Annotated in this window: 30 protein-coding genes; 23 read left to right on the plus strand and 7 right to left on the minus strand. The window is 66.5% G+C overall.

Going from position 1 to position 25,710, the window contains the following annotated elements:
• Nucleotides 1–19 precede the first annotated feature (19 nt).
• The 4 genes from J3E64_RS16155 to J3E64_RS16170 are packed head-to-tail and all read right to left on the minus strand — an operon-like array spanning nt 20 to nt 1,720.
• On the minus strand, nt 20–679 hold the full coding sequence (locus tag J3E64_RS16155; RefSeq protein ID WP_253344063.1) for a flagellar hook assembly protein FlgD: 660 nt from the start codon (nt 677–679) through the stop codon (nt 20–22).
• Nucleotides 676–1,086 carry a flagellar basal body rod protein FlgC gene (flgC, locus tag J3E64_RS16160; protein ID WP_253344064.1) on the minus strand — a complete coding sequence of 137 codons (411 nt, stop codon included), beginning with the start codon at nt 1,084–1,086 and terminating at the stop codon, nt 676–678. The genes J3E64_RS16155 and flgC overlap by 4 nt, the downstream gene beginning before the upstream one ends.
• A gap of 2 nt (nt 1,087–1,088) precedes the next feature.
• Nucleotides 1,089–1,460 carry a flagellar basal body rod protein FlgB gene (flgB, locus tag J3E64_RS16165; RefSeq protein WP_253344166.1) on the minus strand — a complete coding sequence of 124 codons (372 nt, stop codon included), beginning with the start codon at nt 1,458–1,460 and terminating at the stop codon, nt 1,089–1,091.
• Between the two features lie 2 nt (nt 1,461–1,462).
• On the minus strand, nt 1,463–1,720 hold the full coding sequence (locus J3E64_RS16170; protein WP_253344065.1) for a hypothetical protein: 258 nt from the start codon (nt 1,718–1,720) through the stop codon (nt 1,463–1,465).
• Between J3E64_RS16170 and J3E64_RS16175 the strand changes: the two genes are divergently transcribed.
• The 8 genes from J3E64_RS16175 to J3E64_RS16210 all read left to right on the plus strand — a co-directional run bounded on the left by J3E64_RS16175 (nt 1,719) and on the right by J3E64_RS16210 (nt 7,956).
• Nucleotides 1,719–2,384 carry a MotA/TolQ/ExbB proton channel family protein gene (locus tag J3E64_RS16175; RefSeq protein ID WP_253344066.1) on the plus strand — a complete coding sequence of 222 codons (666 nt, stop codon included), beginning with the start codon at nt 1,719–1,721 and terminating at the stop codon, nt 2,382–2,384. The two genes, J3E64_RS16170 and J3E64_RS16175, sit on opposite strands and share 2 nt — an antisense overlap.
• Nucleotides 2,381–2,884 carry a flagellar motor protein MotB gene (locus J3E64_RS16180; RefSeq protein WP_253344067.1) on the plus strand — a complete coding sequence of 168 codons (504 nt, stop codon included), beginning with the start codon at nt 2,381–2,383 and terminating at the stop codon, nt 2,882–2,884. The genes J3E64_RS16175 and J3E64_RS16180 overlap by 4 nt, the downstream gene beginning before the upstream one ends.
• Before the next feature lie 33 nt (nt 2,885–2,917).
• A complete protein-coding gene (locus tag J3E64_RS16185; RefSeq protein WP_253344068.1) occupies nt 2,918–3,484 on the plus strand; it encodes a flagella basal body P-ring formation protein FlgA in 567 nt (188 codons plus the stop codon).
• 46 nt (nt 3,485–3,530) lie between these two features.
• Nucleotides 3,531–3,809 (plus strand): flagellar biosynthesis anti-sigma factor FlgM, encoded by a 279-nt coding sequence (gene flgM / locus J3E64_RS16190; protein ID WP_253344069.1) that lies wholly within the window; start codon nt 3,531–3,533, stop codon nt 3,807–3,809.
• 3 nt (nt 3,810–3,812) lie between these two features.
• Nucleotides 3,813–4,121 (plus strand): hypothetical protein, encoded by a 309-nt coding sequence (locus J3E64_RS16195; protein ID WP_253344070.1) that lies wholly within the window; start codon nt 3,813–3,815, stop codon nt 4,119–4,121.
• A gap of 140 nt (nt 4,122–4,261) precedes the next feature.
• Complete coding sequence (locus J3E64_RS16200; protein ID WP_253344071.1) at nt 4,262–5,080, plus strand: lytic transglycosylase domain-containing protein; 819 nt, start codon at nt 4,262–4,264, stop codon at nt 5,078–5,080.
• A 9-nt stretch (nt 5,081–5,089) separates the two neighbouring features.
• Nucleotides 5,090–7,210, plus strand: coding sequence for a flagellar biosynthesis protein FlhA (gene flhA, locus J3E64_RS16205; RefSeq protein ID WP_253344072.1), 2,121 nt, complete (start codon nt 5,090–5,092; stop codon nt 7,208–7,210).
• 14 nt (nt 7,211–7,224) lie between these two features.
• Nucleotides 7,225–7,956 (plus strand): sigma-70 family RNA polymerase sigma factor, encoded by a 732-nt coding sequence (locus tag J3E64_RS16210; RefSeq protein WP_253344073.1) that lies wholly within the window; start codon nt 7,225–7,227, stop codon nt 7,954–7,956.
• Between the two features lie 12 nt (nt 7,957–7,968).
• Here J3E64_RS16210 and mdoH read toward each other — a convergent pair whose 3' ends face one another.
• The 3 genes from mdoH to J3E64_RS16225 form a co-directional block, all read right to left on the minus strand.
• A complete protein-coding gene (gene mdoH / locus J3E64_RS16215; protein ID WP_253344074.1) occupies nt 7,969–9,849 on the minus strand; it encodes a glucans biosynthesis glucosyltransferase MdoH in 1,881 nt (626 codons plus the stop codon).
• Between the two features lie 64 nt (nt 9,850–9,913).
• Nucleotides 9,914–11,398: a glucan biosynthesis protein gene (locus tag J3E64_RS16220; protein WP_253344167.1), complete on the minus strand. Its 1,485-nt coding sequence runs from the start codon at nt 11,396–11,398 to the stop codon at nt 9,914–9,916.
• Between the two features lie 210 nt (nt 11,399–11,608).
• Nucleotides 11,609–12,424, minus strand: coding sequence for a flagellin (locus J3E64_RS16225; RefSeq protein WP_253344075.1), 816 nt, complete (start codon nt 12,422–12,424; stop codon nt 11,609–11,611).
• A 323-nt stretch (nt 12,425–12,747) separates the two neighbouring features.
• Here J3E64_RS16225 and J3E64_RS16230 point away from each other — a divergent pair, with 323 nt between their 5' ends.
• The 15 genes from J3E64_RS16230 to fliR all read left to right on the plus strand — a co-directional run bounded on the left by J3E64_RS16230 (nt 12,748) and on the right by fliR (nt 25,710).
• Nucleotides 12,748–14,007, plus strand: coding sequence for a sigma-54-dependent Fis family transcriptional regulator (locus tag J3E64_RS16230; protein WP_253344076.1), 1,260 nt, complete (start codon nt 12,748–12,750; stop codon nt 14,005–14,007).
• Nucleotides 14,008–14,021: 14 nt separating this feature from the next.
• The gene (gene fliE, locus J3E64_RS16235; RefSeq protein ID WP_253344077.1) at nt 14,022–14,375 is read left to right on the plus strand and encodes a flagellar hook-basal body complex protein FliE; all 354 of its coding nucleotides are present in this window, start codon (nt 14,022–14,024) and stop codon (nt 14,373–14,375) included.
• Between the two features lie 3 nt (nt 14,376–14,378).
• On the plus strand, nt 14,379–16,127 hold the full coding sequence (gene fliF, locus J3E64_RS16240) for a flagellar basal-body MS-ring/collar protein FliF (protein WP_253344078.1): 1,749 nt from the start codon (nt 14,379–14,381) through the stop codon (nt 16,125–16,127).
• On the plus strand, nt 16,120–17,136 hold the full coding sequence (gene fliG / locus J3E64_RS16245; protein WP_253344079.1) for a flagellar motor switch protein FliG: 1,017 nt from the start codon (nt 16,120–16,122) through the stop codon (nt 17,134–17,136). Before fliF ends, fliG begins: the two co-directional genes overlap by 8 nt.
• Nucleotides 17,137–17,155: 19 nt before the next feature.
• Nucleotides 17,156–17,776, plus strand: coding sequence for a FliH/SctL family protein (locus J3E64_RS16250; protein WP_253344168.1), 621 nt, complete (start codon nt 17,156–17,158; stop codon nt 17,774–17,776).
• Complete coding sequence (locus J3E64_RS16255) at nt 17,773–19,101, plus strand: FliI/YscN family ATPase (RefSeq protein ID WP_253344080.1); 1,329 nt, start codon at nt 17,773–17,775, stop codon at nt 19,099–19,101. Before J3E64_RS16250 ends, J3E64_RS16255 begins: the two co-directional genes overlap by 4 nt.
• Nucleotides 19,098–19,523, plus strand: a complete 426-nt coding sequence (locus J3E64_RS16260) for a hypothetical protein (protein WP_253344081.1) — start codon at nt 19,098–19,100, stop codon at nt 19,521–19,523. Before J3E64_RS16255 ends, J3E64_RS16260 begins: the two co-directional genes overlap by 4 nt.
• Before the next feature lie 3 nt (nt 19,524–19,526).
• Nucleotides 19,527–21,533, plus strand: coding sequence for a hypothetical protein (locus J3E64_RS16265; RefSeq protein WP_253344082.1), 2,007 nt, complete (start codon nt 19,527–19,529; stop codon nt 21,531–21,533).
• Nucleotides 21,534–21,561: 28 nt separating this feature from the next.
• Nucleotides 21,562–22,224, plus strand: coding sequence for a flagellar basal body-associated protein FliL (gene fliL / locus J3E64_RS16270; RefSeq protein ID WP_253344083.1), 663 nt, complete (start codon nt 21,562–21,564; stop codon nt 22,222–22,224).
• 50 nt (nt 22,225–22,274) lie between these two features.
• Nucleotides 22,275–23,159, plus strand: coding sequence for a flagellar motor switch protein FliM (locus J3E64_RS16275; RefSeq protein ID WP_253344084.1), 885 nt, complete (start codon nt 22,275–22,277; stop codon nt 23,157–23,159).
• A complete protein-coding gene (fliN, locus tag J3E64_RS16280) occupies nt 23,156–23,491 on the plus strand; it encodes a flagellar motor switch protein FliN (protein WP_253344085.1) in 336 nt (111 codons plus the stop codon). Before J3E64_RS16275 ends, fliN begins: the two co-directional genes overlap by 4 nt.
• Nucleotides 23,492–23,579: 88 nt before the next feature.
• Nucleotides 23,580–23,843 carry a flagellar biosynthetic protein FliO gene (locus J3E64_RS16285; protein WP_253344086.1) on the plus strand — a complete coding sequence of 88 codons (264 nt, stop codon included), beginning with the start codon at nt 23,580–23,582 and terminating at the stop codon, nt 23,841–23,843.
• The gene (gene fliP, locus J3E64_RS16290; protein ID WP_253344087.1) at nt 23,827–24,642 is read left to right on the plus strand and encodes a flagellar type III secretion system pore protein FliP; all 816 of its coding nucleotides are present in this window, start codon (nt 23,827–23,829) and stop codon (nt 24,640–24,642) included. The genes J3E64_RS16285 and fliP overlap by 17 nt, the downstream gene beginning before the upstream one ends.
• A gap of 16 nt (nt 24,643–24,658) precedes the next feature.
• On the plus strand, nt 24,659–24,931 hold the full coding sequence (fliQ, locus tag J3E64_RS16295) for a flagellar biosynthesis protein FliQ (protein ID WP_253344169.1): 273 nt from the start codon (nt 24,659–24,661) through the stop codon (nt 24,929–24,931).
• Complete coding sequence (gene fliR / locus J3E64_RS16300; protein ID WP_253344088.1) at nt 24,928–25,710, plus strand: flagellar biosynthetic protein FliR; 783 nt, start codon at nt 24,928–24,930, stop codon at nt 25,708–25,710. The genes fliQ and fliR overlap by 4 nt, the downstream gene beginning before the upstream one ends.

Genomic DNA, 25,710 nt, shown 5'->3' on the forward strand with positions numbered 1-25,710 from the left:
AAAGAACGAAGGTTGCCGATTACATCAGGCTGATCGCGTCGGACGGGCTGTAGCTGCCGAGCGCGGTGATGAGTTTGGAGGACGATCCGTCCGCAGGGGACTGGACGGCGGCGATGGTGGCCCAGGTCGCGACCTTGCTGGGAGTCGCGCCATTGACCTTGACCTGAAGTGCGGAGGTGGCAAGCGTGTTGCCCTCGTCATCCTTGCCGTCCCAGTAGAAGGTGACATCTCCGGCCTGCTGCGATCCCATGTCGACCGTCTTGACGACATTGCCGTCGCCGTCGAGCAGGTCGATGGTGGCGCCGTCGACGGCTTCGGGCAGGGTGATCTGGCCTGCATAGGTGCCGGCGGCGTCGGGAACGGCGATATTGCTCTGGACCAGCATGGACTTGCCGATCCAGCTTGCCGCGTCGCCCAGCCGCGTTCCGGTCAGGTTGCTGGCCAGGCTCTTCAGCGTCGCGTTCATTTCCGCGATGCCCGACGAATTGGTGATGGTCGCCATCTGCGACACCATCTGGGCGTTGTCGACCGGCTCGAACGGGTCCTGATACTGCATCTGCGCGGTCAGCAAAGTCAGGAAGCTGGCCTGATCCATGGTCGCGCTGCCGGTGCCGACGGTCGCGTTGGGATTGTAGACCGAAAGCCCCGCGCCGTCGGTGACGGTCGATGTCGTCGTCATTTGCCGATCCTTATGGTTTCCAGCATCAGGGATTTGGCCGTGTTCAGCACCTGGACGTTGTTCTGGTACATGCGGGCGGTCTCGATCATGTCGACCAGTTCGGCATTGGAATCGACCGCGGCTTCCCATACGTCGCCATTGGCGTCGGCCAGCGGATGATTGGGATCGTGTCGCTTGGTGGGCTGCGCGTCGGTGGTGACGATCTGCGACACCTTGACCGTGGACACGCCCGGGCTGTCGGTGACGGCGGTGAAGACCGGCTTGATCGCGCGATAGGCCTCCGCTTCGCTGCCGGTCACATTGCCGGCATTGGCCATGTTCGACGCGGTGGCGTTCAACCGGACCAGTTGCGCGCTCATGGCGCGGCCGGCGATGTCGAATATGTTCATGGGCGTGGAACCGCTCATGCTCATTCTCCCTTCAGCGCACGGGTGATGGTGTTGACGCGTCCTTCCAGGAAGGAGAGCGTGGTGCGATATTTGACCGCATTCTCGGCGAAAAGCGTCTGTTCGGTGCTGAGTTCGACGGTGTTGCCGTCGAGGCTGGGTTGCAGCGGCACGCGATAGCCCATGGCGTCGTCGGCGGCCTTGGCGACGTCGCCGCCGCTGCCGCCCGCCTGCCGGGTGGTCGCATCCTTCAGCGCCGCCTCGAAATCGATATCGCGGGCCTTGTATCCGGGCGTGGATGCGTTCGCGATGTTCGACGCAAGCAGCGACAGGCGCTGCGAGCGCAGCGCAAGCGCCTTCCCGTGAATACCGAACAGATTATCTTCCACCGACATGCTCATTTTGCCGTCGTCCAGCCTAAAGTTTCCGTTTCTCCCGCCGTTATGATGCCTGATGGCGCCTTCTGCGGGTGATCCAGCCTGATATCAGCAAGAGCCGTGCCAATTTGCTTGGGTGAAGCGAGGCGGAAGCGGAAATTGCCTGAAAACCGGGCTTTTGATCGCGAAGGCGGCAACGGCGGCATTTTTTTGCCGGTCGGCGGCAGGAGCTTGCCGCCGGCGGGCAGCATGGCAAGCAACGGAGGCCAAGCCGGCATGGCAGTTACAGCATCCTTGTTCGATCCGCTGACCTTGCTCGCGATGCTGGCCGGCATCGTCGCCGTCATGCTGTTCCAGAACGGCGCCCGGGCTTGCGGGCGGGCGCTGCTCGCGCTGCGGCCGCTGGTCACAGCGCATCCCGCGCGCGATCGCGACGCGGCACGCACGGCCCTGCTCAAGATCGATCAGGTGGCGCAGCTGCGCGGCCTGTCCTGCACCGACCGGGTGAAGACCACGCATCCCTTCCTGACCGATGCCGCACGCCGCCTGGCGAATTCGGCCAGCACCGACGCGTTCGACCTGTGGGCGACGCAGGTGCTGGCGGATCGCGCGCAGCGCCACGGCGCCGTGCACAGGGTCTGGTTTTCCGTTGCCGACGCGGCGCCCGCGCTCGGCATGGCCGGCACCATCATCGGGTTGGTGTCGATGTTTGCCGCAATGGATGATCCTGCGCGGCTGGGGCCTGCCATGGCGCTGGCCCTGCTGACCACTTTCTATGGCGTGGTGATCGCCAACATGATCGCGGTGCCGGTCGCGTCGCGGCTGGCCGACCTGTCCGAGCGTGAACTGGCCTGGCAGCGCGAGGTCGTGGAGCGGATGCTGATGATCGCCCGGCGCGAAAATGTGCCGCTGCGGCGCGCGTCGATCCGCGAAGTCGCATGAGCGCGGCGGCATCGGGCGCCGGGCGGCGCCACCGCTGGGCCGTCAGCTTCGCCGACCTGCTGTTGCTGCTGCTGGGTTTTTTCATCCTGCTTCAGGCGAGCGGCGCCCGTCGCGCGTCGATGCTGTCGGGTTTGGCCGGACAATTTGGCGGCCGGCCGATGGCGGCGGGCGTCGATGTGCGCGCGGCGGACCTGTTCGTATCCGGGGAGGCGTTGCTGACCCCGGGCGGGCGGGCCCGGATCGCCGCGATCGCGCGGCACTTCGCCGCCGAACCCGGCCTGGAAATCCGCAGCCATGGCAGCGATCCCGCGCATCAGCGCTTCGACGAATGGGATCTGGCCGCCGCGCGGCTGGGCGCGGTTGCCCGGACGTTGCGTGCGGACGGCATGGCGGGCGATCGGCTGCGTATTCGCGGCCTAGACCAGGGCGAGGCGGGAGCGGAGCAGGGCCAGCATATCCTGATCGCGCCTGCGCCGGCTGGCACGAAACTTGCTGAATGACATGGTGAACAGTCGCCAGTCAGGAGTTTCGCGATGGTCCGCACCACGCCTTTCATTCTCGCCGCCGCCGCGCTAGCCGCTGTGCAGCCCGCGCTGGCGCAGGATAAATTCGAAAATCTCGATCGGCTCGACAGCCTGGTCGCCATGACCGTGGGCGCCAATCTGGGCGAACCCGGCGGTCCCGCCGCTCCGGTCGACCGGCGCCTGCGCCTTGCCGCCTGCCCGTCGACGCCGACCGTGGAAGGTCCGGTCTTCGGCAGTGCCATGGTCAAGTGCGAGGCGCTGGGCTGGCGTATCCGCGTCCCGCTGGTACCCGGGACGGCGGCCGCCGCTTCGGGACCGGTGCCCGGCAGTGCGCCCGGACGGTTTGTCCGCGCTGCTGCCGTTGCCGTGCCCAGGGACATGCTGGTGAAGAAAGGCGATCCTGTCCAGTTGATCGCGGGCAACGCCCGTTTCAGCGTGTCGAGGATGATGATAGCGGACGAGGACGGCGCGCTGGGCGACACCATCCGCGTGCGGGAGGACCGGAAATCGGCGCCCCTGATGGCACAGGTCGTGGAAATGGGCTTGGTGCGTGTTCCGGGATTTAATGATTTTTGAACCAGTCCGTATATAGTCTGCATGGGACGTGTGAAGGATTGAACCAATGATCAAGTCTGTCGGCCAGACCATGAGTAACGTGATCGGTGCCACCAGCCTGCGGGAGAGCGGCAAGAGCCGCGCGTCGTCCGCGACCGGATCGTCGGTCACGGCGTCGGCGTCGAACGTGTCGAGTCCGGCGTCGCGCATGGCGGCCGAAGGCGCGCCGATCGACATGGATCGCATCGCCGCGATCAAATCCGCGATCGCGTCGGGCAATTATCCCGTCGACGCTCAGGCCATTGCCGAGCGCATGGTCGCGCTCGACCTGCCGGTCGGGGACTGAGCCATGCCGCTGGGCCTCGCAGCACTGGACGAACTCTTCGACGCGTTCGAGGATTTGCGCGACGTGCTGGACGGCACGGATGCTCTGGCCATCGAAACCGCAAGCAACCGGGTCAGCCATGCCGCGGCCGCCGTCCGGGCGATCGGCGCCTGGCGGTCCGAACCGGCCGTGGTAGAACGGTTGAGCGCGATGCTGCCGCTGCTGGAAAGCGCCCGGGTGAGGGTCAACCTGCTCGCCGACCATGCCGGTCAGCGGCTCGCCATGCTCGCCGCGCACGGATCGCGCACCGCGCCGCTGACCTACGGCCGTTAAAAAAATTTTCTTCAGCATCTAAAGCGGCGCCAATCGGCGCCGTTTTGCGTTTCGGGGCGATCGAATTCCTTCCGCGCGTTAACCAAATATTGGCACAAGCCTTGCTCTAATGACCCTGCTAGCAAGTGGGGAATGGTTCTGTGTCGGCTTTCGCGGACATCACGGCAACAACGGGTTCGACCGGCAATCGCGTGACCAACGCGATTGCGATGGCCAGCCGTCGCACGGGCGTGGACTTCGCCTACCTGCTGGGCCAGGCAAAGATCGAATCGAGCCTGAACCCGACTGCGCGCGCGGCGACATCGTCGGCCACCGGCCTCTATCAGTTCATCGACCAGAGCTGGCTCGCCGTCGTCGACAAGCATGGCAGCGAATATGGTCTGGGCTGGGCGGCCGACGCGATCAGCCAGGGGCGCAACGGGCGCTATTATGTATCCGACCCGGATTTACGGCAGCAGATACTGGACCTGCGCAAGCATCCCGAGACCGCGTCGGTAATGGCGGCCGAACATGCCGCAGACAACAAGGCCTATCTGGAATCGAAGCTGGGTCGCGAAGCGCAGCCGGTCGACCTTTATCTTGCACATTTCCTCGGCGTGGGCGGCGCTTCCAAATTCCTGTCGGTGCACGACCGCGCCCCCGGCGCAACCGCAGCATCGCTTTTCCCGGCGGCCGCGCGGGCAAACCGCTCCATCTTCTATGACAAGCAGGGCAATGCCTGCAGCTTCGCCGAAATCCGCGATCGCTTCGCCGCCAAGTTGCAGAAGGGCACGGATTCGTTTGGCGCGGATATCCAATATGCCGACGCGTCGCTGCCTTCGGGCGCCAGGACCGTCCAGCCCGCCGACTATGTGCGGATCGAAACGCAGCGCCTTAGCCAGCAGCCCGACATCACCGTCCGGCCACAACCGCAGACGGCGCGTCTCGCCTATCTCATGCTTGCCACCCTCGGAAGGTAACGGCCGACAATGACACCCGCCCAAGTCAAAGCGAAGATATGGATGGGCGCCGTCAAGGGCGCGGTGCTGCCGTTCGCCACGCTGATGGTCGTCCTGTTCATGATGGTGCCGGTTCCGGCGGTGATGCTCGATATCGGCTTCATCACCAACATCATGATCTCGCTCGCCGTGCTCATGGTCGCGCTCAATGCGGCCAAGCCGCTCGATTTCTCCAGCTTTCCCACCGTTCTGCTGTTCGCGACATTGCTGCGGCTTGCGCTCAACGTCGCGTCGACCCGCGTCGTGCTGGTCCAGGGACATGAAGGCGCCGATGCGGCGGGGCAGGTGATCGAGGCGTTCGGCCATTTCCTGATCGGCGGCGACTATGTCGTGGGCATCTTCGTTTTCGCCATCCTGATGATCATCAACCTGGTCGTCATCACCAAGGGCGCGGGCCGCGTGTCGGAAGTGTCCGCGCGCTTCACCCTGGATGCGCTGCCCGGCAAGCAGATGGCTATCGACGCCGACCTGAACGCCGGCCTGCTGACCCCCGAGGAAGCCAAGATCCGGCGCCAGGAAGTCGCGACCGAGGCCGATTTCTACGGTTCCATGGACGGTGCCAGCAAGTTCGTGAAGGGCGACGCGGTCGCTGGCATCCTGATCCTGGCGATCAACATCATCGGCGGCATCATCCTGGGTGTGGTCAGCCACGGTCTCAGCATCGGCGACGCCGCCCAGACATACGTCATGCTGGCGATCGGCGACGCGCTGGTCGCGCAGATCCCGGCGCTGCTGCTTTCGATCGCGGCCGCGTCCATCGTCACCCGCGTCAAGAGCGAGCAGGACCTGTCGGCGCAGGTCGCCGGCCAGTTCGGCACCGGCAAGGCATGGGTCCCCGTCGCGGCGATCCTGGGCTTTCTGGGCATATTGCCGGGCATGCCGCACATGATCATCCTGCCCGCGGCCGCGGTCGCCGGCGGCATCGCCTGGCAGTTGCGCCAGGCCAGCCAGAAAAAGGCCGCCGAACCCGCGCCGCCGCCGCCCGCGCCCAATCCCGCGCTGATCGAATGGGACGACGTGTCGGACGGCGCGATCCTGGGCCTGGAAATCGGCTATGGCATCATCGGCCTGGTGGACGAGCGCAAGGGCGCGCCGCTGATGGCCCGCATCACCGGCATCCGCCGCCAGTTGTCGAAGGAACTGGGCTTTGTCGTGCCGATGGTCCGGGTAAAGGACAATCTGGCGCTGGAACCCAACCAGTATCGCATCACCATCGCCGGTGTCGTCGTGGGCGAGGACGAGATCTGGCCCGACGACCTTCTGGCGCTCGACAGCGGCGCGCTGGAAGGCACGGTGGACGGTCGTCCGGCCAAGGATCCGACCTTCGGCCTGGACGCCGTGTGGATTTCCCCGGCCCGCCGCAGCGAAGCCGTGGTCGCTGGCTATACCGTGGTCGATCCGCCGACGGTGGTCGCGACCCATCTTAACCAGTTGATCGCGATGAATGCGTCAGAAATGTTCGGTCTGGACGAAACGCGCAAGCTGCTCGACAATCTGAAGGACGCTGCCCCCCAGTTGGTGGAGGGCCTCACGCCGGGCCTGCTCAGCCTGACCCAGATCAGCGCGCTGTGCCGCGCCCTGCTGGCCGAGGGCATCGCGCTCAAGGATTTCCGCCGCATCTGCGAGGCGATGGTCGACGCCGCACGGCCCGACATGACGCACGAACAGCTTGTGGAGGCGGTCCGCCAGCGGATCGGCGCACTCATCATCCAGGGGCTGGTGCCGGTGAAGATGCCGCTGCCCGTCATCACGCTGGACGGCGACCTGGAGGCGATGCTGGCGCAGGCCATGCGCGTCGCGGGCGACGCCAAGCATCCGATCGAACCCAGCTTGGCCAACCGCATCGTCGAGTCGGTGGTGCAGGCCGCCCGGCCGATACTGGGCCAGGCGCGCAATTTCGCCATCGTCACCTCGCCGGTGGCGCGGCGCGCGCTGGCGCGCCTTTTCAAGCCGCACCTGCCCGAAACGCCGGTGCTGTCCTTCCTCGAAATTCCGGACGGTAAGGGAGTGGAAGTAGTTGCGGTGGTAGGGGGCGAAAAGCGTCCCGCTCCCCGCCACGATCCGCTGCCGCAGCGGGAACGGGTCGCCTGAGGAGAGGCTGAGCCATGTATATGAACAAGATAAAGGCAGGCGCGGACACCTATGCGCGGCCTGGCCAGAACAGCCCGGAACGGCTGGCCCGCCAATATATGCCGCTGGTGCGCAAGATCGCGTGGCACGTGCACGGGCGCGTTTCCACCGCGATCGAGGTGGAGGACCTGCTTCAGATCGGCATGGTCGCGCTGGTAGAGGCGGCCAACGGGTTCGAGGACAGGGGGCTGGGCTTCGCCGCCTATGCGCAGATGCGCGTGCGCGGCGCGATGATCGACCATCTGCGGCGCCAGGCGACGCTCTGCCGGTCCGCCATGGCCAAGCGCAAGGAACTGGGCGCCGTGCGCAGCCGGTTGGAACAGCGGCTTGGCCGCTTGCCGAGTGAGGCGGAAATGTCGGCCGAAATGAAGCTGGACCCCGCCGACTATCGCGAGTTCGCCGACAGCGTCGAGATGGTGCAGCATACCAGCATGGATGAAGTCTATTCCGACCAGTCGATGTGGTTCGCCGACGTGGAGGATCGCGCCGATCAGGTGATGGAGCGCGAATCGCTTAAGAAGGCACTGGCCGCCTGCATCGGCGAATTGCCCGAGCGCGAGGCGCTGGTCCTGCAACTCTATTTCGTCGAGGAACTCAATCTGGAGGAAATCGGCCAAACGCTCGACATCGGCGCGGCCCGGGTCTGCCAGATAAAGAAATCCGCGCTCGACAAGCTACGCGTGAAGCTGCGCGACTGGGACGATTAAGCGCCGCGGCCTTCAGCCGTCGTTCGCCGCAATCGGTCCAACCGGCCGGTCGTCCGTGGTCGGCCAGCGAAACCGCAGCGGCCGGTAATTCTGTGCACGCCACCAGGGCAAGGCTACCTGGAACAGCCCGCGCCTCTCGGCCCATCGGCCCAGATCCTTGCGCGCCGTCAGCGCCGCCAGCGCTGGCGCGGCAAACAGACCTGACACCACCGGCAGCGTCCAGCCCAAGGCACCGGCCCTGACCGCCAGCAGGGTCAGTCCCGCACCCAGCAGCAAATGCCATTTGAACAGCCAGATCGCGCTGCCGATGGCCATGCCGTCGCGGTCGCGCGTCTGTCCGTTCCAGCTGCTCTTGCGGCCCATCAATATGCCGAACAGGTTGATCGTCTGCGTCAGCATGGCCACAGGGGCCATCAGGATCGACAACAAGATGTCGGCAAGGACGCCCCGGGTCATGCGGGCGGCGCCGCCGAACCCGATCCGTCGCGCGGGTTCCGCCATCGCCCACAGGATCGACAATATCTTTGGGCCGAACAGCAGCAGCGCGGTGATGCCCAGCAGCGCGCCGGAAGGGAGCACCGCCGCCGCCGGCCACAGGCCGCTCGCCGCACCGCCCAGCACTACCAGTATCAGCGCCAGCCACATGGGCGACGTACAATAGGCGCTTGCCCCGACCAGCAACTGGAACCGGCTGACCGGATGCAGGCCCGCGATCCGGAACAGCAAGGGCACATGCTGGATATTGCCCTGGCACCAGCGACGGTCGCGGGTGAACAGGTCGGGCATGGACGGCGGAAATTCCTCGAAACTGTCGTCGGCCGTCACCATGTGCACGTCCCACCCGCGCCGCCGCAGCAGCGCCGCCTCCAGCATGTCGTGGCTCATGATATGGCCGCCGAACGGCGCCCGGCCTGGCAGTTCGGGCAGGCCGCAGCTCGCCGCGAAAGCGCGCACGCGCACGATGGCGTTATGGCCCCAGAACATGCCTTCCGATCCCGCCCACCAGATCATGCCGGCGGCCGAGATCGGTCCGAACAGGCGGCTGGCGAATTGCTGCCATCGCGCGAACAGCGTCGCCGCGCCCATGACGGTCGGTACCGTCTGGATCAGCCCGACATGCGGATGTCGTTCGATGTCCGCGGCCAGCCGCGCCATGGTCTGGCCGCTCATGATGCTGTCTGCGTCCAGGACGATCATATGATCATAGCCGCCGCCGAAACGGGTGACCCATTCGGCGATATTGCCCGGTTTGCGCCCGATGTTGAGCGCACGGCGGCGATAATGGATCGGCCGCGAAAAGGACGTCCGCAAATCCTGATAGAGCCGCCGTTCGGTTTCGCCATTGTCGGCGTTGCTGTCGGACAGGATGAAAAATTCGAATCGCTCGCGCCCCATGACCTGCGCCAGCGACCGTTCCATGATCGACAGACGGCCCAGCACGCCCATGAAATCCTCGTTGCAGACCGGCAGCAATATGGCCGTCGTCCCGCGCAACGGTTCGCTGGGATGCAGGGGGCGGGGGGTTACGCTGCGTCCCTTGCCCACGGTCAGCAGCAGGAAGCCGATCGTCGCGGTCACGAAACCGAACGCGATCCAGGCGAACAGCGAAATGAAGAGCGCGAGATATACGCCCTCGATGGGGGAGATGCCGTCCAGCCCGATCGAGCGGCGCATCTCGTGCGCTGCGAGGGCGGCGGGAATGAGGGCGAGCAGCACGACCAGCAAGCGGCGCGCCCACAGGTCGATGCTCAGCCGCCGGTGGCCGATCGGGGGCAGCGCGTCGAAATCCTGTTCCGGCATCGCCAGCGGCCGTTCTGCGGGAACATGCTCGAACGCACGGGCAAGGGGCTTGCCCGTGCCGGCCTGACCCGCCGGCGTATGTCCTTGGCTCATGACCTCCGGCCCCACATTTGCTTGATCCAGGTGAAGGAACCGCCGCCGCCGCGATCGGTTCCGGTCACGCGCCCACAGGATAGTGCAGATATTCGCTTATTGCACGACCGTCAGCCCGCAACTGCATCCGCAGATCGGCCGGGCCGGTGCCCGAACGCCGCAGATCGATGACTGCACGGTACCGTCCGTCGATGCCGAGCACCGGATAGCCCGCCGCCTTGACCAAGGTGCCCTGGCCGATATCGGTCCAGAGTTGCGGCTTCGTGTCGGCCGGGACGGGTGTGAAATCGACGACGATGCGATCGATGGCGGGTTCCTGCCCCCGGCCCAGCCAGACATTGTCGACCATCGCCAGCCCGTCCGACGCGGGCGCGCGGGCGGCCGACCAGTCTAGCCGGTAGGCGACGTCGATCCTTCGTCCCGGAGCCGGCGGCCGGGCCGGGGTCCAATAGGCAGCGATATTGTCGGTATATTCGCTGTCGGTGGGGAAGGCATAGAGCCGGACCTCGCCGGCGCCCAACCCGGACGCGGGCGCGGCCCATAGCGAAGGGCGGCGGTCGTAGAACACGCCGTCGTCCTGATAATGGTCGAAATCGCGGTCGCGCTGGAGCAGGCCGAACCCCCTGGGGTCACGCTCGGCAAAGGCGCTGACGAGCGGCGTCGACGGGTTGACGAGTGGCCTCGCATGGACGGTGCCGTCCGCGCCGGCGATGGAGAGCAGGTCGGAATCGTGAATTTCCGGGCGCCAGTCCGTTCCCCTGCCGCGATTGGCCTGATCGTACCAGAACATGCTGGTCATCGGCATCAGGCCCAGTTCGGCTATGGCGCGACGGGGGAACAGTGCGGCGGTGACGTCCTGCCGCACGCCCTGCGGTCCCAGGCTGTTTTCGAAGCGGAAGGCACCGGTGATCGACGCGCCGTCCAGCAGCGCATGGACGGTCAGGCTGTTCGCGCCGGTCCGTTCGAGCCAGAAATGGGTGAAGCGCGGAAACTCCTCCCGGCCAAGGCTGGTGTTGATCGCGATAGCCCGCGCCGACAGGCCGAATTGCTTTTGGGGTCCGGGCGCCCGGAAATAGCTGGCGCCCAGGAACGACAGCCAGTCGCCGTCACGCGCCGCGTTCATGACCCGGAAACCGGCAAAGCCGGCATCGCTGCCCAGTGCCGCCACCGCGTTGCCGGCCGGCGCGTCGAACATCGCCGGGTCGTAGCGCAACGGACGCGACTGGCCGTCTTCGACGATGGCGATCGTCACGGACTGCGGCGCGGTCGCCGACAGGGGGAAGAAGCGAATGCCGGTATCGCCCGGCAGGTCGCCCCACAAAGTGCGTTCTTCCCGGAAACGCGCGGCATGGAGCGCGTCATAGTCCACCCTGGCGGCACCGGGGTGGGCCGCCGCCTCCCGGAAGGGTGTGCGCGTCAGCCGCGACGCCGTGGCGACCAGCCGGTCCCAGGAAAAGGGTTCGGGCCGCGTCTGTGCGCGCAGCGGAAGGGGAAGCAGCAGCGCGGCGCCGGTGGCGGCGATCATGGCGCGTCGATCTATCGGGGTCATGCCGTTCATCATGCGCGGCTCAAACGATCCAGCCAAGCCTTGTATCCCGGTCGCAACGATGAAGCCTCCGCCCGGGGGGACGGAGGCTTCGAAAGTCTGGTCGTTGATCGAAGGTGTGGTCCCCGGCGCGGTGGGGACTGTTGATGCGCCGGGGACTACATTGGACGGCTGGCGGTGACCATGACCTCAGCCGTCCAATTCGGTTCAGGCTTAGCCGATCAGCTTCAGCACGCCCTGCTGGCTCTGGTTGGCCTGGGCCAGCATCGCGGTCGACGCCTGGCTGAGGATCTGCTGCTTGGCCAGCGCGGTCGTTTCCGACGAGAAGTCCGCGTCTTCGATGCGGCTGCGGGCGTCCGTCAGGTTGGTGATGTTGTTGGTGAGGTTGTTCACCGTCGATTCGAGGCGGTTCTGGACCGCACCCAGATTGGCGCGGGTGGTCGCAACTGCGGCCAGCGCGTCGTCGAAGGTCGTCAGGTCGGCCGTGGTCGCCGTGGTGGCGTCAACCGCCAGGGCAGCCGTGATGTTGGCGTCGCCCGCCACGTCGTCCAGGGTGATCGTCACCGCGTCCGAAGCGTTGGCACCGGCCTGGATCGAAACCGAAGCGGTCGAACCGTCGAACAGCTTGGTGCCGTTGAATTCGGTGTTGGCCAGCGTGTCGGTGATCTGGGTCTGAAGCTGCGACATTTCCGCCTGGATGTTCGCCTTGGCGTCGGTGTCGTTGGTGCCGTTCAGCGTCTGGACGGTCAGTTCACGCATACGCTGCAGCATGTTGCTGACTTCGCCGAGCGCGCCTTCCGCCGTCTGCGCCAGCGAGATGCCGTCGTTGGCGTTGCGGACGCCCTGGGTCATGCCGCGGATCTGGGCGGTCATGGTGGAGGCGATAGCGAGGCCGGCGGCGTCGTCCTTTGCGCTGTTGATGCGCTTGCCGGTCGACAGGCGTTCCATCGCGGTCTGAAGCGACTTGCCCGCCATGGTGGAAGCGTTGGCCGCACGCAGTGCCGAAGAGTTGGTTCCGATAACAGTCATGATATTCCCTTTCCATTCAACATCAGGTCGCTGCCATCAGGCGCTGGCGGCCTCGAAGTGGAATAACGGCGGGTCGGATCGGGTTTTTAGGGGCGCCTGCATTTTTTCCGTTTCACCCCCCGGACCTTCATTGCCGCCCGGTTCCGCGGGTCCAGGACGAAAGCACGGTAATCCGTGGGGGGCATGCGGAATTTTTTTGCCGGATTGCGGCAAGCCGGCAGGGGGCATTAACCATTCGATAACCACGGAAAGGTAGATTTCTCATATCGAAGGGGCATGGGGCGTGCGGGGGCACAAGCCAGCCAATTGAATGGGGACCGTTCATGTCATCGCTTGATGTGAGCCGTGGGGTTTGTGCGCTCGTCCCGGGCCTGCAACCTTGGCTCGAAAATGCCTTGTTCGCGGTGCGGGTGGTCGATGCCGCCAGCCCGCGCGACCGCGACGACCGCCGTGTGCTGCTGGCCACGGAGATCGGCCATGCAACTCATCGCGACATTCTGATCACCGTCGTCGACGGCGCGCCGTCGCTGGTGGCCGCCGCCAACGGGCTGCCTGCCCGCGTGGCCTTCGGGCTGGAAGACATGGGCTTCGCCTTCGCCCTGATCGCCGAACTGGCCCGTCCCGCTTCGGTACCCGCGGTCGGCGACGCCGCCAGCGTCCGCCTGATGACGCTTGCCAGCCGCGTCGCCCGCAGCGAGGCGACCGTACTGGTGCAGGGCGACACCGGCACCGGCAAGGAAGGCATGGCGCGTTTCCTGCACGCCGGTTCGGGCCGGTGCGGCCATGACTTCATCGCGGTCAATTGCGCGGCGCTTCCCGAAACCATGATGGAAGCGATGCTGTTCGGCCATCGCAAGGGCAGCTTCACCGGCGCGGCGCAGTCGTCCGACGGCCTGTTCCTGGCGGCGGACGGCGGCACGCTGTTTCTGGACGAGATCGCGGAACTGCCGCTCGCGCTCCAGGCCAAGCTGCTGCGCGCCCTTCAGGAAGGCGAAGTGCTGCCGGTCGGCGCGACCCACCCGGTCCCGGTCAATGTCCGCATCATCGCCGCGTGCAACCGCAACCTGGCGGACGAAGTCGCCGCCGGCCGGTTCCGCGAGGACCTGTATTGGCGCCTGAACGTCATGCCGCTGGAACTGCGTCCGCTTAGCCAGCGCCGCGGCGACATCGTCGCCATCGCGGCCGCGATGCTGCTGCGCCAGCAGGACATGGGCCGCGCGGGCTTCGTCTGGCCGACCCTCGCCGCGCTCGAAAAACTGTCGGTGCACGACTGGCCGGGCAATGCCCGCGAACTGGGCAATGTGCTCCAGCGCGCGCTCGTCCTGCGCGAAGGCGACCGGATCGACGCCGCCGACCTGCACATTTCCGCCGCGCCGCAGCCGCTGCGCGCAATCGTGGCCCAGCCGGTCGCGGCCGAACCGGTCCGGCTGCGCGACGTGGCCCGCCATTCCAAGCTGGAGGCGATCCGCCTCGCGCTGCGCGAAACCGACGGCCACCGCGCCGCCGCCGCCCGCAAGCTGGGTATTTCCGAACGCACGCTGCGCTATCGGCTCGCCGAGATGCGTGAGCTGGCGGCGGCATAAGGGGGGACCGGCAGATGACGGGCATTTCCCCGACCGACAGCGTGATGGCGATCCGCAACGCTATCCTCCAGAAAAACGCCGCCCTGCGCGACATCGCCCAGACCGGCGCGACCGCTCCGGCGGCCGGTGCGCAGGATACAGCGAAGCCAGGTGCCTTTACCGAGGCGCTGAACAGCGCCCTGCAACAGGTCAACGGCCTTCAGAACCAGGCCGGTGAGGCCGCCGCCGCGTTCGAGCGCGGCGATACGACCGACATCGCAGCAGTCATGCTGGCCAAGCAGCAGGCGTCGGTCAGTTTCGAGGCGACCCTGCAAGTCCGCAACAAACTCCTGTCCGCCTACAAGGACATTATGAGCATGCCGGTATAAACCATGAGCGAGACAGCCCTTTCCACCAATGTCGGCGCCGCTGCGCCTGCCCTTCCCGCCGCTCCGGCCGCGTCCTTCGCCGATCTCAAGGGGATCGACGCGATCAAGGCGCGCCTGACCGGCTTCATCAAACAGCCGGCGGTGGCGAAAAGCCTGCCGCTGCTGGGCCTGCTCGGCACGGTCGCGGTCGCCGGCCTCGCCTGGATGGCGTTGCGCGAACCGCCGCAGCGCGACCTGTTCCGTGGCCTGCCCGATTCCGACAAGTCGGCGGTCGCGCAGATACTGGACCAGAGCGGCATCCGTTATGATTTCGACAATTCGGGCGGCATGACCGTCGCGGAGGACGATTATTTCAAGGCGAAGATGATGCTCGCCGCGCAGGGCCTGCCCAAGAGCGCGCCCGACGGCAACAGCATGATCGACAGCCTGCCGATGGGCGCCAGCCGCGCGGTCGAAGGCGAAAAGCTGCGTTCCGCCCGGGAAATGGACCTGGCCCGCACGATCGAGGCGATCGACAATGTGGAAAGCGCCAAGGTGCACCTGGCGGTCGAACCGCCCAGCGTGTTCCTGCGCGACCGGTCAAAGCCGTCCGCGTCGGTGATGCTGCGCCTGGCCAACGGGCGGACGCTGACCGACCAGCAGGTCAGCGCCATCGTCCATCTCGTCGCCTCATCGATCCCGGAACTCAACCCGGACGATATTTCGGTGGTCGACCAGAATGGCCGGCTGCTCAGCAACAATGACGGCAATGCCGCCGACGACCGGCAGCTGGCCATCCAGTCGCGCATCGAGGATCGCTATCGCCAGTCGGTGGTCGCGCTGCTGACGCCGATCCTGGGGCAGGGTGCCTTCTCGACGGAGGTGCATGCCGAACTCAACTTCGCCGAACGCCAGGCCACGCGTGAGACATATCCGCAGGATGAGGCGCGCATCCGGTCCGAAACCGGCAGCTGGGCTTCCGACCCGCGCGGCCAGAATGCGGGCCAGGCGAGCGGCATCCCCGGCGCGCTGAGCAACCAGGCGCCGGTCAACCCGACCGTCACGCAGACCAACCCCAACGGCCAGACGGTGCAGCAGGGTCAGACCGCGCAGCAGCAGCCGGGCACGCCGCCCGATCCGCTGACGAAGACGGAAGAAACCTTCAACCGCAATTTCGAACTGGGTCGCGAAGTGTCCGTCACCCGCGACGCACTGGGTACGGTGAAGCGCCTGTCGGTCGCCGTCGCGCTCGACAACGGCGCAGACGGCAAGCCGCGCAGCGCGCAGGAAATCGCCGCGCTCGAAGCGCTGGTGAAGGGTGCGGTCGGCTTTGATCAGGCCCGCGGCGATGTGGTCGCGCTGTCGTCGCGCAGCTTCGTGAAGGAAGCTGAGGTGCAGGCGCCCTGGTACGAAGCCGACTGGATAGCACCGCTGGCGCGCAATATTTCGGCGCTGCTGGTCGCCCTGCTCGTGATCTTCGGCATCGGTCGCCCGCTGCTGAAGCGCCGGGCCGCCGAGCAGGCCGCCGCCGCCGAGCGGACGGCGGAAAATGAACAGCGTATCGGCAAGGAGATTTCGGCGGAGCTGAACATCCTGTCGGTCAGCGGCGGGGACGGCGATATCGAACGGCCGGTCACGCTCGACATGATTTCGTCCACTTATGACTATGCGCAGCGCGCCGACCTCATTCGCAATTTCGTGAAGCAGGACCCGGATCGCGCCGCTCTGGTGGTGCGCGATCTGCTGAAGGAGGGGAAGAAGGAAGATGCCTGAGATCGTTCCGGGCCGCCCCGAGCCGCTGAAATCCAGCGCCGCCGCCGCCGTCCTGCTGATGCTGTTCAACGAGGATGAAGCCGCGCAGATCCTGTCCCGCCTGGAACCCGACGAGGTCCGTCAGCTTGGCTATGCCATGTATGACGTGGCCGACGTCGAGCCGGAGGAGGTGAACGAAGCGCTCGACCATTTCCTGAACAAGGCGAAGAAGCGCACCACCATCGGCTATGGCGCGACGCGCCACATCCGCGGTGCGATGACCAAGGCATTGGGCGAGGAACGCGCGGAAACCATCCTGGCGCGCATCACCCCGCCGACCCGGTCGACGCGGCTGGAAATGCTGAAATGGATGGACGCGAAGGAAATCGCGGCGTTGATCGAGGCGGAACATCCGCAGATCATGGCGATCGTGCTTGCCCATCTGGAGGCGCCGGTCGCCGCCGACGTGCTGCAATTGCTGCCGGTCGAGGCGCAGGAGGAGATCGTCTATCGCATCGCCACGCTCGGCCCGGTGTCGACCGAGGCGCTGGAGGATCTGGAGGATCTGCTGCTGCGCGGGCCGGTCGGCAAGCAGGGCGCCGCCCAGCAGCGCGGCGGCACCATCGAGGCCGCAGCGATCATGAACAACGTCCGCAAGGATAATGAGCAACGGATTTTGAAGGCGGTTGCCAAGCGCGACAAGATGATCGCCCAGACGATCGAGGAGGAGATGTTCGTCTTCGACAACCTGATCGACATGGACGACAAGAATCTGGGCACGCTCATGCGCACGATCGACAGCGCCGTTCTGGTCGTGGCGCTCAAGGGCGCGAACGATCTGCTCAAGGCCAAGATCTTCAGCTGCATGTCGGCGCGCGCGGCACAGGCCATCGCGGACGAGATCGAGGAACGCGGGCCGATCCGCCTTGCGGAGGTGATCGACGCGCAAAAGCTGATCATCGCCACCGCCCGGCGCATGGCCGACGCGGGCACGATCATGCTGGGCGGCAAGGGGAACGACTTTGTCTAAGCTTTGGAGCGGCGCGGCGATGCAGGACGCCGAGCCGGTACATTTCGCCAATTTCGCGCAGGTCGAGCGGGGCGGTTTCCGCAGCCTCTATTCCGCGCCGCCCGGATTGCAGACGCAGGCGATGCGGGACGCCGCGCCGGACGATGGCATCGGGTCGATGAACGACATCCTGGAACAGGAACGGATGGAAGCCTTCACCCAGGGCTTCGACGAGGGATGCCGCGTCACGGCGGAGGCCGGCGCGGCCGAGGCGGATGCGCGCATGCGGCTTGCCGAGGCGCTGGAATTACTGGTCCCCGCACCCAGCGGGATGTTGTCGACCATGTTGTCTGCCACCGTCGTCCGCCTGGTCGAGCAGATTGTCGGAGAGGTGGAAATCGACATCGAGCGGCTGGTGCAGCGGTGCGACACGGTTGCCGCCTTCATCGAGGATAATCACGACAAGAGCGCCCTGCATCTGCACCCCGACGACATCGCCCTGCTGGAAGGCGAAGCGATCGGCGTCCGGCTGGTGGCGGACACGTCCATGCATCGCGGATGTGTCCGGCTGGAAACCTCCGAAGGCTGGGTCGAGGACGGCCCCGACGTTCGCCTCGCGCGCCTGCGCGCCCTGATGGACGATATGGAAGGCAAGGCATGATCGTCGCCGCGCTGAAACAGGCCGAAACCCTGTTCGACCACCTTCAGGTCCAGAATCGGGCGCCGCGCCATGTCGGCCGTCTCGTCAGCCATGATGCCGGGATGCTGGAAGTTACCGGCTTTCGCAAGCCGATCGGCGCGGGCGCGCGCGTCATTGCCAGCGACGGCACCATCGCGCGCGCGGAAGTCGTCGGCTTTCGCGGCAACCGATCCTTGCTGGTGCCGCTCGACAGCGACGCTCCGCTGGAAAGCGGCGCGCGGGTGGAGCCCGACAGCCAGGCGACGATGGTGCAGGTGGGCGAAGGACTGATCGGTCGCGTCATCGACGCGATGGGCCAGCCGCTCGATCGCAAGGGGCCCATCATCGCCGGCGGCAGCTGGCCGCTGAACGGCGTCAAGGGCAATGTTCTCGACCGGGGGCGCGTCACCGAACCGTTCGACCTTGGCGTGCGCGCGGTCAACGCGCTGCTGACCGCCGGGCGCGGCCAGCGCATCGCCATCATAGCCGGATCAGGCGTCGGCAAATCGGTCCTGATGGGCCAGATGATCGCGGGCGCCGAAGCCGACATCGTGGTCGCCGGCCTGATCGGCGAGCGCGGCCGCGAAGTCAGCGACTTTCTGGAAACGAAGCTGAAGGGGGCGATGCACAAGTCGATCGTCGTGGCCGTTCCCGCCGATCATCCGCCGGTGCTGCGCCTGCGCGCGGCGGCGCGCGCGACCGCCATCGCCGAATATTTCCGCGCGCGCGGAAAGAAGGTGCTGCTGCTGATCGACAGCCTGACGCGTTGCGCCCATGCCCAGCGCGAGATCGGCCTGGCGCTGGGCGAACCGCCGGCGATGAAGGGCTATCCGCCGTCCGCGCTGGCGCTCATCCCCCGTCTGGTCGAGCGGGCCGGAGTCGATACGCGCACCGGCGGGTCCATCACCGCCATGTATACCGTGCTGGCGGACGGCGACGACACGGACGATCCGATCGTCGACGCCGCGCGCGCCATCGTCGACGGGCATTTCGTGCTGTCGCGCCACCTGTCGGAACAGGCCATCTTCCCGGCGATCGACATCGGCAAGTCCCTGTCGCGCGTCATGGCCGACGTCGTGCCCGATGAACATCGTGCCGCCGCCGCCGGCTATCGCCGGCTTTGGGCGGCTTATGAGGAAAATCGCGACCTCATCCTGATGGGCGCCTATCGCCCGGGCAATGATCCGGTGATCGACGAGGCGGTGGAGCGCAGGCAGGAAATACTGGAATTCATCCGGCAGGACCAGAAGAGCCGGGTTGACCTGGCCACCAGCGCAGGCGCCCTGGTCGCGGGCTTCGGCGCGTGAGGGGGCTGGTCGCCCGCCGCCAGCGCGTCCTGCGCGTCCGCCATGTGCAGCACGCCATGGCCGTCGCCGACGCCGCCCGCGCGCGCGACGAGGCCGACGGGATCGCCAGCAATCTGGAGCGGTTGCGGCTCGTGCGTCGCGACCTGTTCCAGACGCACGGCGCCGCCACCGGCGCGTCCTTCGCCGCGATGCAGGAACTGGCGACCCGGCTGGAACAGGCCGGGCGGCAGCTCGACGGTGCGCTGTACGATGCCCGCCGCAAGGTGGAGGTCAAGGAAGGCGTTACGCTGGCGACCAATCGCGAAAAGGAAATCGCCGTCCGACTGAAAGACCGCGCCCGCGCGGAGATGGAGGAATGGCGAGAAAACAAGCTGGCCGCTCTGCCGCGTTATCGGCGGATGCAGCGGGCAGGGGAGGACTGATCCATGAGCATGAACGCCATCCTCAACCTGTTGATGCCGTCGCGACGCGCGCAAGGCAGCGTTGCGATCGTGCCGAAGCCGCCGGGCACCGCCGATTTCGGCGCCATGATGGATACGGCGCGCGGTACGCCGACGCCCGCCGAGGCGACCGGCGACACGGACGCGGCGTCGCTGCCGGAGGCGGTTCTGCCGCCGGGCAAGAGCGATGCCGATGCGCTCGACGGCGCTGTGCCTTCAGACAGGCCGGCGCGCGCCGCCGGAGGCGCCACGACGAGGCCGGCCGCCACAGGCAAGATATCCGCCGATGCCGGTTCCGGAATGACAATGACCGCGCGAGACCGGCAAACGGTGTCGCCCGCGCAATCGCGGCCGGGCAGGGGCGTGGCGGAAACCCGTTGCGGGAGCGATGTGCCGCCGGTTCCGGATGCTCACGACACCGACAGGATGGATGGGCCGGTCGCCGGCGTGGCCATGGAACAACCATCGGGCGCAGCGCCGGGCCTGAAGACGGATCGGGTGCATGCCCGGGCAGGTGCGCGCGCAAAAGCCGCCGCATCGACGACCGATAACGCCCGTGCCGCCAACGCCATCGCGGTGCAGCCGAAACCCGGCAGGGTCGCGCATGACGCGGTCGAGCAAGCGAGGGGCGAGCGAGGCCAGACCGAAAGCGGCAGTGTCGAGGACGACGCACCCGAAGCGGATACGGATATGGCCGACGCGATAGCGGTGCAGGCCGATCGGGCTGTCGCCATCGCCGCGCCAATGGCAACGATGCTTCCGCCCGCTTCGACCCCGCCGTCATCTCCTGAGGCGGGCGTCGCTGCGGCGGCCGTCGAAGCCCCGGGCACCGCGCCCGCCATGGCGAGTGCGGCCGGATATGCGCCCGGACCGGCGCCGCGAGCACCGACGCTTGCGCCTGAGGGGGCACCGGCCGATCGGGCCGCACCGGGTCGCCCGGCGGGCCAGGCTCTGTCGGCGGTCGCCGGATCTGTCGATCCCGATGGGGGGCCTGCCGGGACATGGTCCGCCGCGTCCGACGCAACGGTCGTGGCGCCGGTCGCGGTTGCAATCGCCGCGCCTGCGGCAGCAACCGCCGCATCGCCTGCCGTCGCCTTTGACGGGACGGATATGGCATCGGCAGGAAATTTCGCAGCCGTGCCGCCCGTCGCGGTCGGCGGCGTCACGGCGGACGCGCAACCGGTCTCGGTTCCTGCCCAACAGATATCCGTCCCGTCGGCGGCGGTTCAACCGATCCGCCATCAGGCGGCGCCGGGGGATGCGCTGGCGCTGCTGGACATGGTGCGCCATCATGTCGCCACGCGCGGGCAACCGGATGCGCCGTTGCCCGCAGACGCGCCGCAACCGGTCGGGACTGACGCGATGTCCCCCACACCTGTCTTTCTGGCGCCGCAGGCCGGCGCGACCCTGATGACCCCCGCAGCGGCATCCGCCATCGACGTCGGCGCGACCTTGGGATCGCAGGCGGTGGACATGGGCGTGTCCGGCCAGTGGATCGACGGCCTCGCGCGGGAGATCGCCACTCTGTCGGCCGATGGCGCACAGGGGCGTTTTCGCATCGACGCGCAGCAGCTTGGGCCGGTACAGGTCGACATCCGTCAGGCCGAAGGCGGCACGGCGGTCAGCCTGACCGTCGCGAGCGAAGCGGCCGAGATCGCCCTGCGGCAGGATAGCGACCGGCTGAAGCTGGATGGCGCGCTGTCGTCGATCCGGATCAGCGATGTTCGCATCGAGCGCGTGCCTGCGGAGCTGGCCCGCGCCGACGCAGCGGGCCAGCAGCCGCAGGGGCAAGCGTCTTCCGGATCCCAGCATCAGGCGCAGCAGCAATCGCTCGCCTGGCAGCAGGGCGGGGGCCAGTCCCTGCCGCAAAATCGCGGGCAAATGCGGGAAAATATGTCTTCCACGCATAAAGATACAGGCGACGACGCCGTTCTTAACCATGAGGACGCGGGCGTCATGGCCCGCGAGGCCGCGCACGCCCGCTATGCGTGAACGCGGCGGGAATCAGGGGACGTGAGATATGAGCGACGAGCCTAAGACCAGCAAGAAGAAGGGTGGGGGCATGAAGCTCATCCTGTTTCTGGTGGTGGGAATCCTGGTCGGCGGCGCTGGCGCCGCGGGCGGCCTCTATGCCGCCGGCGTCTTCGGCGGCAGCAAGGACGAGGGCCCCAAGGAGGATCCGAACAAGCCGGTGCTCGTGCTCGCGGGTGAAAGCGCCGAAGCTGTTGCGAAGGCGCATGGCTGGAGCGGCGGCGAAGGCGGCGGTCATGGCGAAGGCGGCGGCGGCGAGGGGGTGGCGCATGCCGCCGCTGCCGCGCATCACGGCAAGGGTGAGGATTTGCCGTCCCCCGGCAATCCGGCAGCCTATCAGGCGACCTATTTCCAGCTTCAGGCGCCTTTCACGTCCAACATGTCGGACACTGACGCCTTTGCCCAGATCGCTATCGCCGTTTCGACCTATTACGACCTTCGCGTGGTTGAGGCGGTCAAGGCGCACGAAACGCCGATCCGCAGCCAGGTGTTGATGATGCTGGCGCAGCAGCCCGAGGAAATGCTCGCGACCCCCGACGGCAAGCGCAAGCTGCAAGCCAAGATCAAGACCATAATCAACGATGTTCTCAAGGAAAAGACGGGTTATGGCGGGGTCGATAACGTTTATTTTACCAATTTCGTTATTCAATAGCGCTGCCTGACGGTCGGGATTTCCCCCCGCCGGCCAGGCAGGGGACAAAGATGACCGACGTACAATCCTACGCCTTTGCGCGCGGGGACTCGCAGGCGCCCGTGATGCTTTCCGGGCTGGACCGGCTGGGCGACAAGCTCAGCCGGCGCATCCGTGCGTTGACGGAACCGATCGCGGGGACGCGCCCGCATGTGGAGGCACAGCCCGCGCGCGTAATGGAATTTCGTGAATGGTCGGCGGACGTTCCCGATTTCACCAGCATATCCATCTATCGCCTGTCGCCGCTCAAGGGCCAGATCGTGCTGCGGCTCGATCCCGGCATGATTTCAACCATGGTCGACTGTTTCTACGGCGGCCTGGGTAACCGTCCGATGCCTCAGCGGGCGGAATTTACACCCACCGAAGACCGGTTGATCACCCGCTTGGCCGATGCCGTGGTCACGCGGCTGGTGGAGACGTGGGAGGAGGTCATCGCGCTTGAATCGGGCCTCATCCTGCGGGAAAACGGCGTGGGCTATGCCGCCGCCGCACAGCCGGGCGACCAGATGGTGCTGCAACGCTTCACCCTCTCGCTCACCCGCGGGCAGGAATGGCCGATCGACATCCTGTTCCCCCTGTCCTCTCTGCGCGCCGTCGAACAGTTGATGGACGCCCGCCTGCCCGCCGACGATGAACATCGCGACCCCGTATGGCAGGCACGCATCGCCCGCCGCATGAGCGACATTCGCCTGCCCGCGCGCACCGTTCTGGCGCGCCCAAATCTTTCGCTGGCCGAGCTGATGGAGCTGAAGGTCGGCGACATCATCCCGGTCACCATCAGCCGCTCGCTGCCGCTGATCGTCGCCAACCGCATCGTCGCCCACGGCACCGTGGGCGAACAGGATGGCCGCGCGGCCTTCCAGATTGAAAAGCTTGCACAAGGATCCGACCAATGAGCGACATGAGCGAAGCGCCCAAGATCGAGCGTATCGAAGACCCGATCAGCCGCATGGCGAATAACCGCCAGTTCCGGATGCTGGCAGACATTCCGGTCCGCATGTCGGTGGAGGTCGGATCGACATCGCTGCGGCTGGCCGACGTCATGGACCTGGCCGAAGGCAGCATCGTCGAACTTGATCGCCAGGCCGACGACCTGCTCGACATCATGGTCAACGGGGCGCTGATCGCGAAGGGCGAGGTGGTGACGGTGAACGGCCGCTATGGCATCCGCATCGTCGACATCGCCGCGTCGGAAACCCGTCTGGCGGGCCTCGAACAGCGCGGTTGATCGCATCGCCGCGCTTTTTGGCTTGCCTTGGCGGCGGAAACTGCGGAACGCTGGGCATCGTTAACCATCTTAGCGGGCGGCATCTTTCATGGTCTGGTACTTCGTCAAACTGCTGATCCTTCTGCCGTTGGTCGGCGGCATGGCGTTCGGCGCGCTGTGGCTGTGGCGCAAATATCAGCCCGGCATGATGGCGGGGCAGGGAGACCGCTCGCTCAAGATACTGGAAGCCTTGCCCATGGGCACCTTCGGCAAGCTTGCCGTCGTGGAGTTCGAGGGCAAGAAAATCCTGCTGTCGGTCACCCGCAGCCGTATCGAAAAGATCGCGGAAGGCGACCATGCCCGCTTGCGGTAAATCGCGCCCGCGCGCCATCAGCGCGCTGGCGGGGGTGGCGGTGGCGCTTTGTCTGGGAGGGCTGCTTCTGGCCGCCCCGGCCTTCGCCCAGGCCGTACCCGCCGCGCCGCCGGTGGACAATGGCGGTGCGCTCAGCCGTGCCATGGGCCAGATTTCGGGCGACGGACGCTCGCTCTCGCTGAGCCTCCAGATCCTGGTCCTCATGAGCCTGCTGACGGTGCTGCCGTCGCTTGTGCTCATGATGACCAGCTTCACCCGCATCATCATCGTCCTGTCGCTGCTGCGGCAGGCACTCGGCCTGCAACAGACGCCGCCCAACCAGGTGCTTGTCGGCCTTGCCCTCTTCCTGTCGCTGTTCGTCATGCGGCCGGCGATCGACACGATCAACGCGCAGGCGTTCGATCCCTACGGCAAGGGCCAGATCAGCATCGAGGAAGCGGTGGGCCGATCCGGCAAGGTGCTGCACGGTTTCATGACGAAGCAGACGCGCGAAAGCGACCTCAAGCTGTTCGCGAACCTGGCCGAGGCACCGCCCTTCCGCACGTCGGCGGACATTCCCTTCACCATCCTGCTCCCGGCGTTTGTGACGAGCGAACTCAAGACAGCCTTCCAGATCGGCTTCATGATCTTCCTGCCCTTTCTGATCATCGACCTGGTGGTCGCCTCGACGCTGATGGCGCTGGGCATGATGATGTTGTCCCCCACCATCATTTCCATGCCCTTCAAGCTGCTGCTGTTCGTGCTGGTCGACGGCTGGGCGCTGACGATGGGCAGCCTGGCGGGATCGTTCGCGACATGACCGGCGGCCTTTGACATTGGAAAACGCTGATTTCTTCATGGGCCTTGCCCAGCAGGCGCTCTGGATCACGGCGCTGGCCGCCGCGCCCATATTGCTGCCCGCGCTGATCGCGGGCCTGTTCATCGGCATGGTGCAGGCGGCGACATCGATCAACGAACAGACGCTCAGCTTCATCCCCAAGCTGCTGGTGGTAGGCGCCATGCTCGCGATTTTCGGGGGCTCCATCTTCGTCCTGATCGCCGATTTCACGCGTGAGATCTTCGAACGCATACCGGACCTGCTGCAATGATCGCGCCGGGCTTCGCTGGTGTGGAAACGCAACTGTGGATCTGGCTGATCGCGATGATCCGTCCCGGTGCCGCTTTCATCGCCGCCCCGGTGTTCGGCGCGCCTGCGGTGCCGCTCCAGTTGCGGCTCATCATCGCGCTCGCGCTCGGCCTGGCCGCGCTCAACAGCGTGACCATCCAGTTGCCCCAGGACGGCGTCGCCAGCTTCCAGGGGGTGATGATGGTCGTGGGCGAGATACTGGCCGGGCTCGCCATCGGCTTCGCGGTCCAGATCGGCTATGCCGCCGCGTTCGTCGCGGGCGAGGTGATCGGCAATGCCATGGGCCTTAACTTCGCGGCTATGATCGATCCGTCGTCGGGCCATTCGACGCAGATACTGGGCACCTTCCTGTCGGTGCTGGCGACCTTCCTGCTGCTTGGCATGGACGGCCACCTGCTGCTCGCCAGCTTTGTCGTGCAAAGCTATGTCGCGATCCCGCCGGGCGGGCCGATGCTGGCCAACGACACGGTCTGGCGCCTTGTCGAATTTGGCGGATCGCTGCTGGGCGCGGGCGTGACCGTCGCTCTGCCGGTCGCCTTCGCCCTGATCCTGGTCCAGATCGTCATGGGCATGCTCGCCCGGGCCGCGCCGGCGCTCAACCTGTTTGCCGTGGGCATTCCCATGGCGATGATGGCCGGCCTCGTGCTGCTCGCGGTCGCCGCGCCGATCATGGCGGAAGGCATGACCGCCGCGCTCAAGTCCGGCCTCGAGCAGGCCCGTTCCATTTCGGAAGGGCACTGA

Source organism: Sphingobium sp. OAS761 (genome assembly GCF_024168485.1).
Lineage (GTDB): Bacteria > Pseudomonadota > Alphaproteobacteria > Sphingomonadales > Sphingomonadaceae > Sphingobium.

Coding starts and splice junctions, on each gene's coding strand:
- fliL (WP_253344083.1), top strand. CDS start 21,562: ATGAGCGACGAGCCTAAGACCAGCAAGAAGAAGGGTGGGGGCATGAAG.
- fliR (WP_253344088.1), top strand. CDS start 24,928: ATGATCGCGCCGGGCTTCGCTGGTGTGGAAACGCAACTGTGGATCTGG.
- flgB (WP_253344166.1), bottom strand. CDS start 1,460: ATGTCGGTGGAAGATAATCTGTTCGGTATTCACGGGAAGGCGCTTGCG.
- J3E64_RS16230 (WP_253344076.1), top strand. CDS start 12,748: ATGTCATCGCTTGATGTGAGCCGTGGGGTTTGTGCGCTCGTCCCGGGC.
- J3E64_RS16250 (WP_253344168.1), top strand. CDS start 17,156: ATGCAGGACGCCGAGCCGGTACATTTCGCCAATTTCGCGCAGGTCGAG.
- J3E64_RS16185 (WP_253344068.1), top strand. CDS start 2,918: ATGGTCCGCACCACGCCTTTCATTCTCGCCGCCGCCGCGCTAGCCGCT.
- J3E64_RS16170 (WP_253344065.1), bottom strand. CDS start 1,720: ATGCCGGCTTGGCCTCCGTTGCTTGCCATGCTGCCCGCCGGCGGCAAG.
- J3E64_RS16175 (WP_253344066.1), top strand. CDS start 1,719: ATGGCAGTTACAGCATCCTTGTTCGATCCGCTGACCTTGCTCGCGATG.
- fliF (WP_253344078.1), top strand. CDS start 14,379: ATGAGCGAGACAGCCCTTTCCACCAATGTCGGCGCCGCTGCGCCTGCC.
- fliG (WP_253344079.1), top strand. CDS start 16,120: ATGCCTGAGATCGTTCCGGGCCGCCCCGAGCCGCTGAAATCCAGCGCC.
- J3E64_RS16265 (WP_253344082.1), top strand. CDS start 19,527: ATGAGCATGAACGCCATCCTCAACCTGTTGATGCCGTCGCGACGCGCG.
- J3E64_RS16285 (WP_253344086.1), top strand. CDS start 23,580: ATGGTCTGGTACTTCGTCAAACTGCTGATCCTTCTGCCGTTGGTCGGC.
- fliN (WP_253344085.1), top strand. CDS start 23,156: ATGAGCGACATGAGCGAAGCGCCCAAGATCGAGCGTATCGAAGACCCG.
- J3E64_RS16220 (WP_253344167.1), bottom strand. CDS start 11,398: ATGACCCCGATAGATCGACGCGCCATGATCGCCGCCACCGGCGCCGCG.
- fliE (WP_253344077.1), top strand. CDS start 14,022: ATGACGGGCATTTCCCCGACCGACAGCGTGATGGCGATCCGCAACGCT.
- J3E64_RS16155 (WP_253344063.1), bottom strand. CDS start 679: ATGACGACGACATCGACCGTCACCGACGGCGCGGGGCTTTCGGTCTAC.
- J3E64_RS16225 (WP_253344075.1), bottom strand. CDS start 12,424: ATGACTGTTATCGGAACCAACTCTTCGGCACTGCGTGCGGCCAACGCT.
- J3E64_RS16180 (WP_253344067.1), top strand. CDS start 2,381: ATGAGCGCGGCGGCATCGGGCGCCGGGCGGCGCCACCGCTGGGCCGTC.
- flgC (WP_253344064.1), bottom strand. CDS start 1,086: ATGAGCGGTTCCACGCCCATGAACATATTCGACATCGCCGGCCGCGCC.
- J3E64_RS16210 (WP_253344073.1), top strand. CDS start 7,225: ATGTATATGAACAAGATAAAGGCAGGCGCGGACACCTATGCGCGGCCT.
- J3E64_RS16195 (WP_253344070.1), top strand. CDS start 3,813: ATGCCGCTGGGCCTCGCAGCACTGGACGAACTCTTCGACGCGTTCGAG.
- mdoH (WP_253344074.1), bottom strand. CDS start 9,849: ATGAGCCAAGGACATACGCCGGCGGGTCAGGCCGGCACGGGCAAGCCC.
- flgM (WP_253344069.1), top strand. CDS start 3,531: ATGATCAAGTCTGTCGGCCAGACCATGAGTAACGTGATCGGTGCCACC.
- fliP (WP_253344087.1), top strand. CDS start 23,827: ATGCCCGCTTGCGGTAAATCGCGCCCGCGCGCCATCAGCGCGCTGGCG.
- J3E64_RS16275 (WP_253344084.1), top strand. CDS start 22,275: ATGACCGACGTACAATCCTACGCCTTTGCGCGCGGGGACTCGCAGGCG.
- J3E64_RS16255 (WP_253344080.1), top strand. CDS start 17,773: ATGATCGTCGCCGCGCTGAAACAGGCCGAAACCCTGTTCGACCACCTT.
- flhA (WP_253344072.1), top strand. CDS start 5,090: ATGACACCCGCCCAAGTCAAAGCGAAGATATGGATGGGCGCCGTCAAG.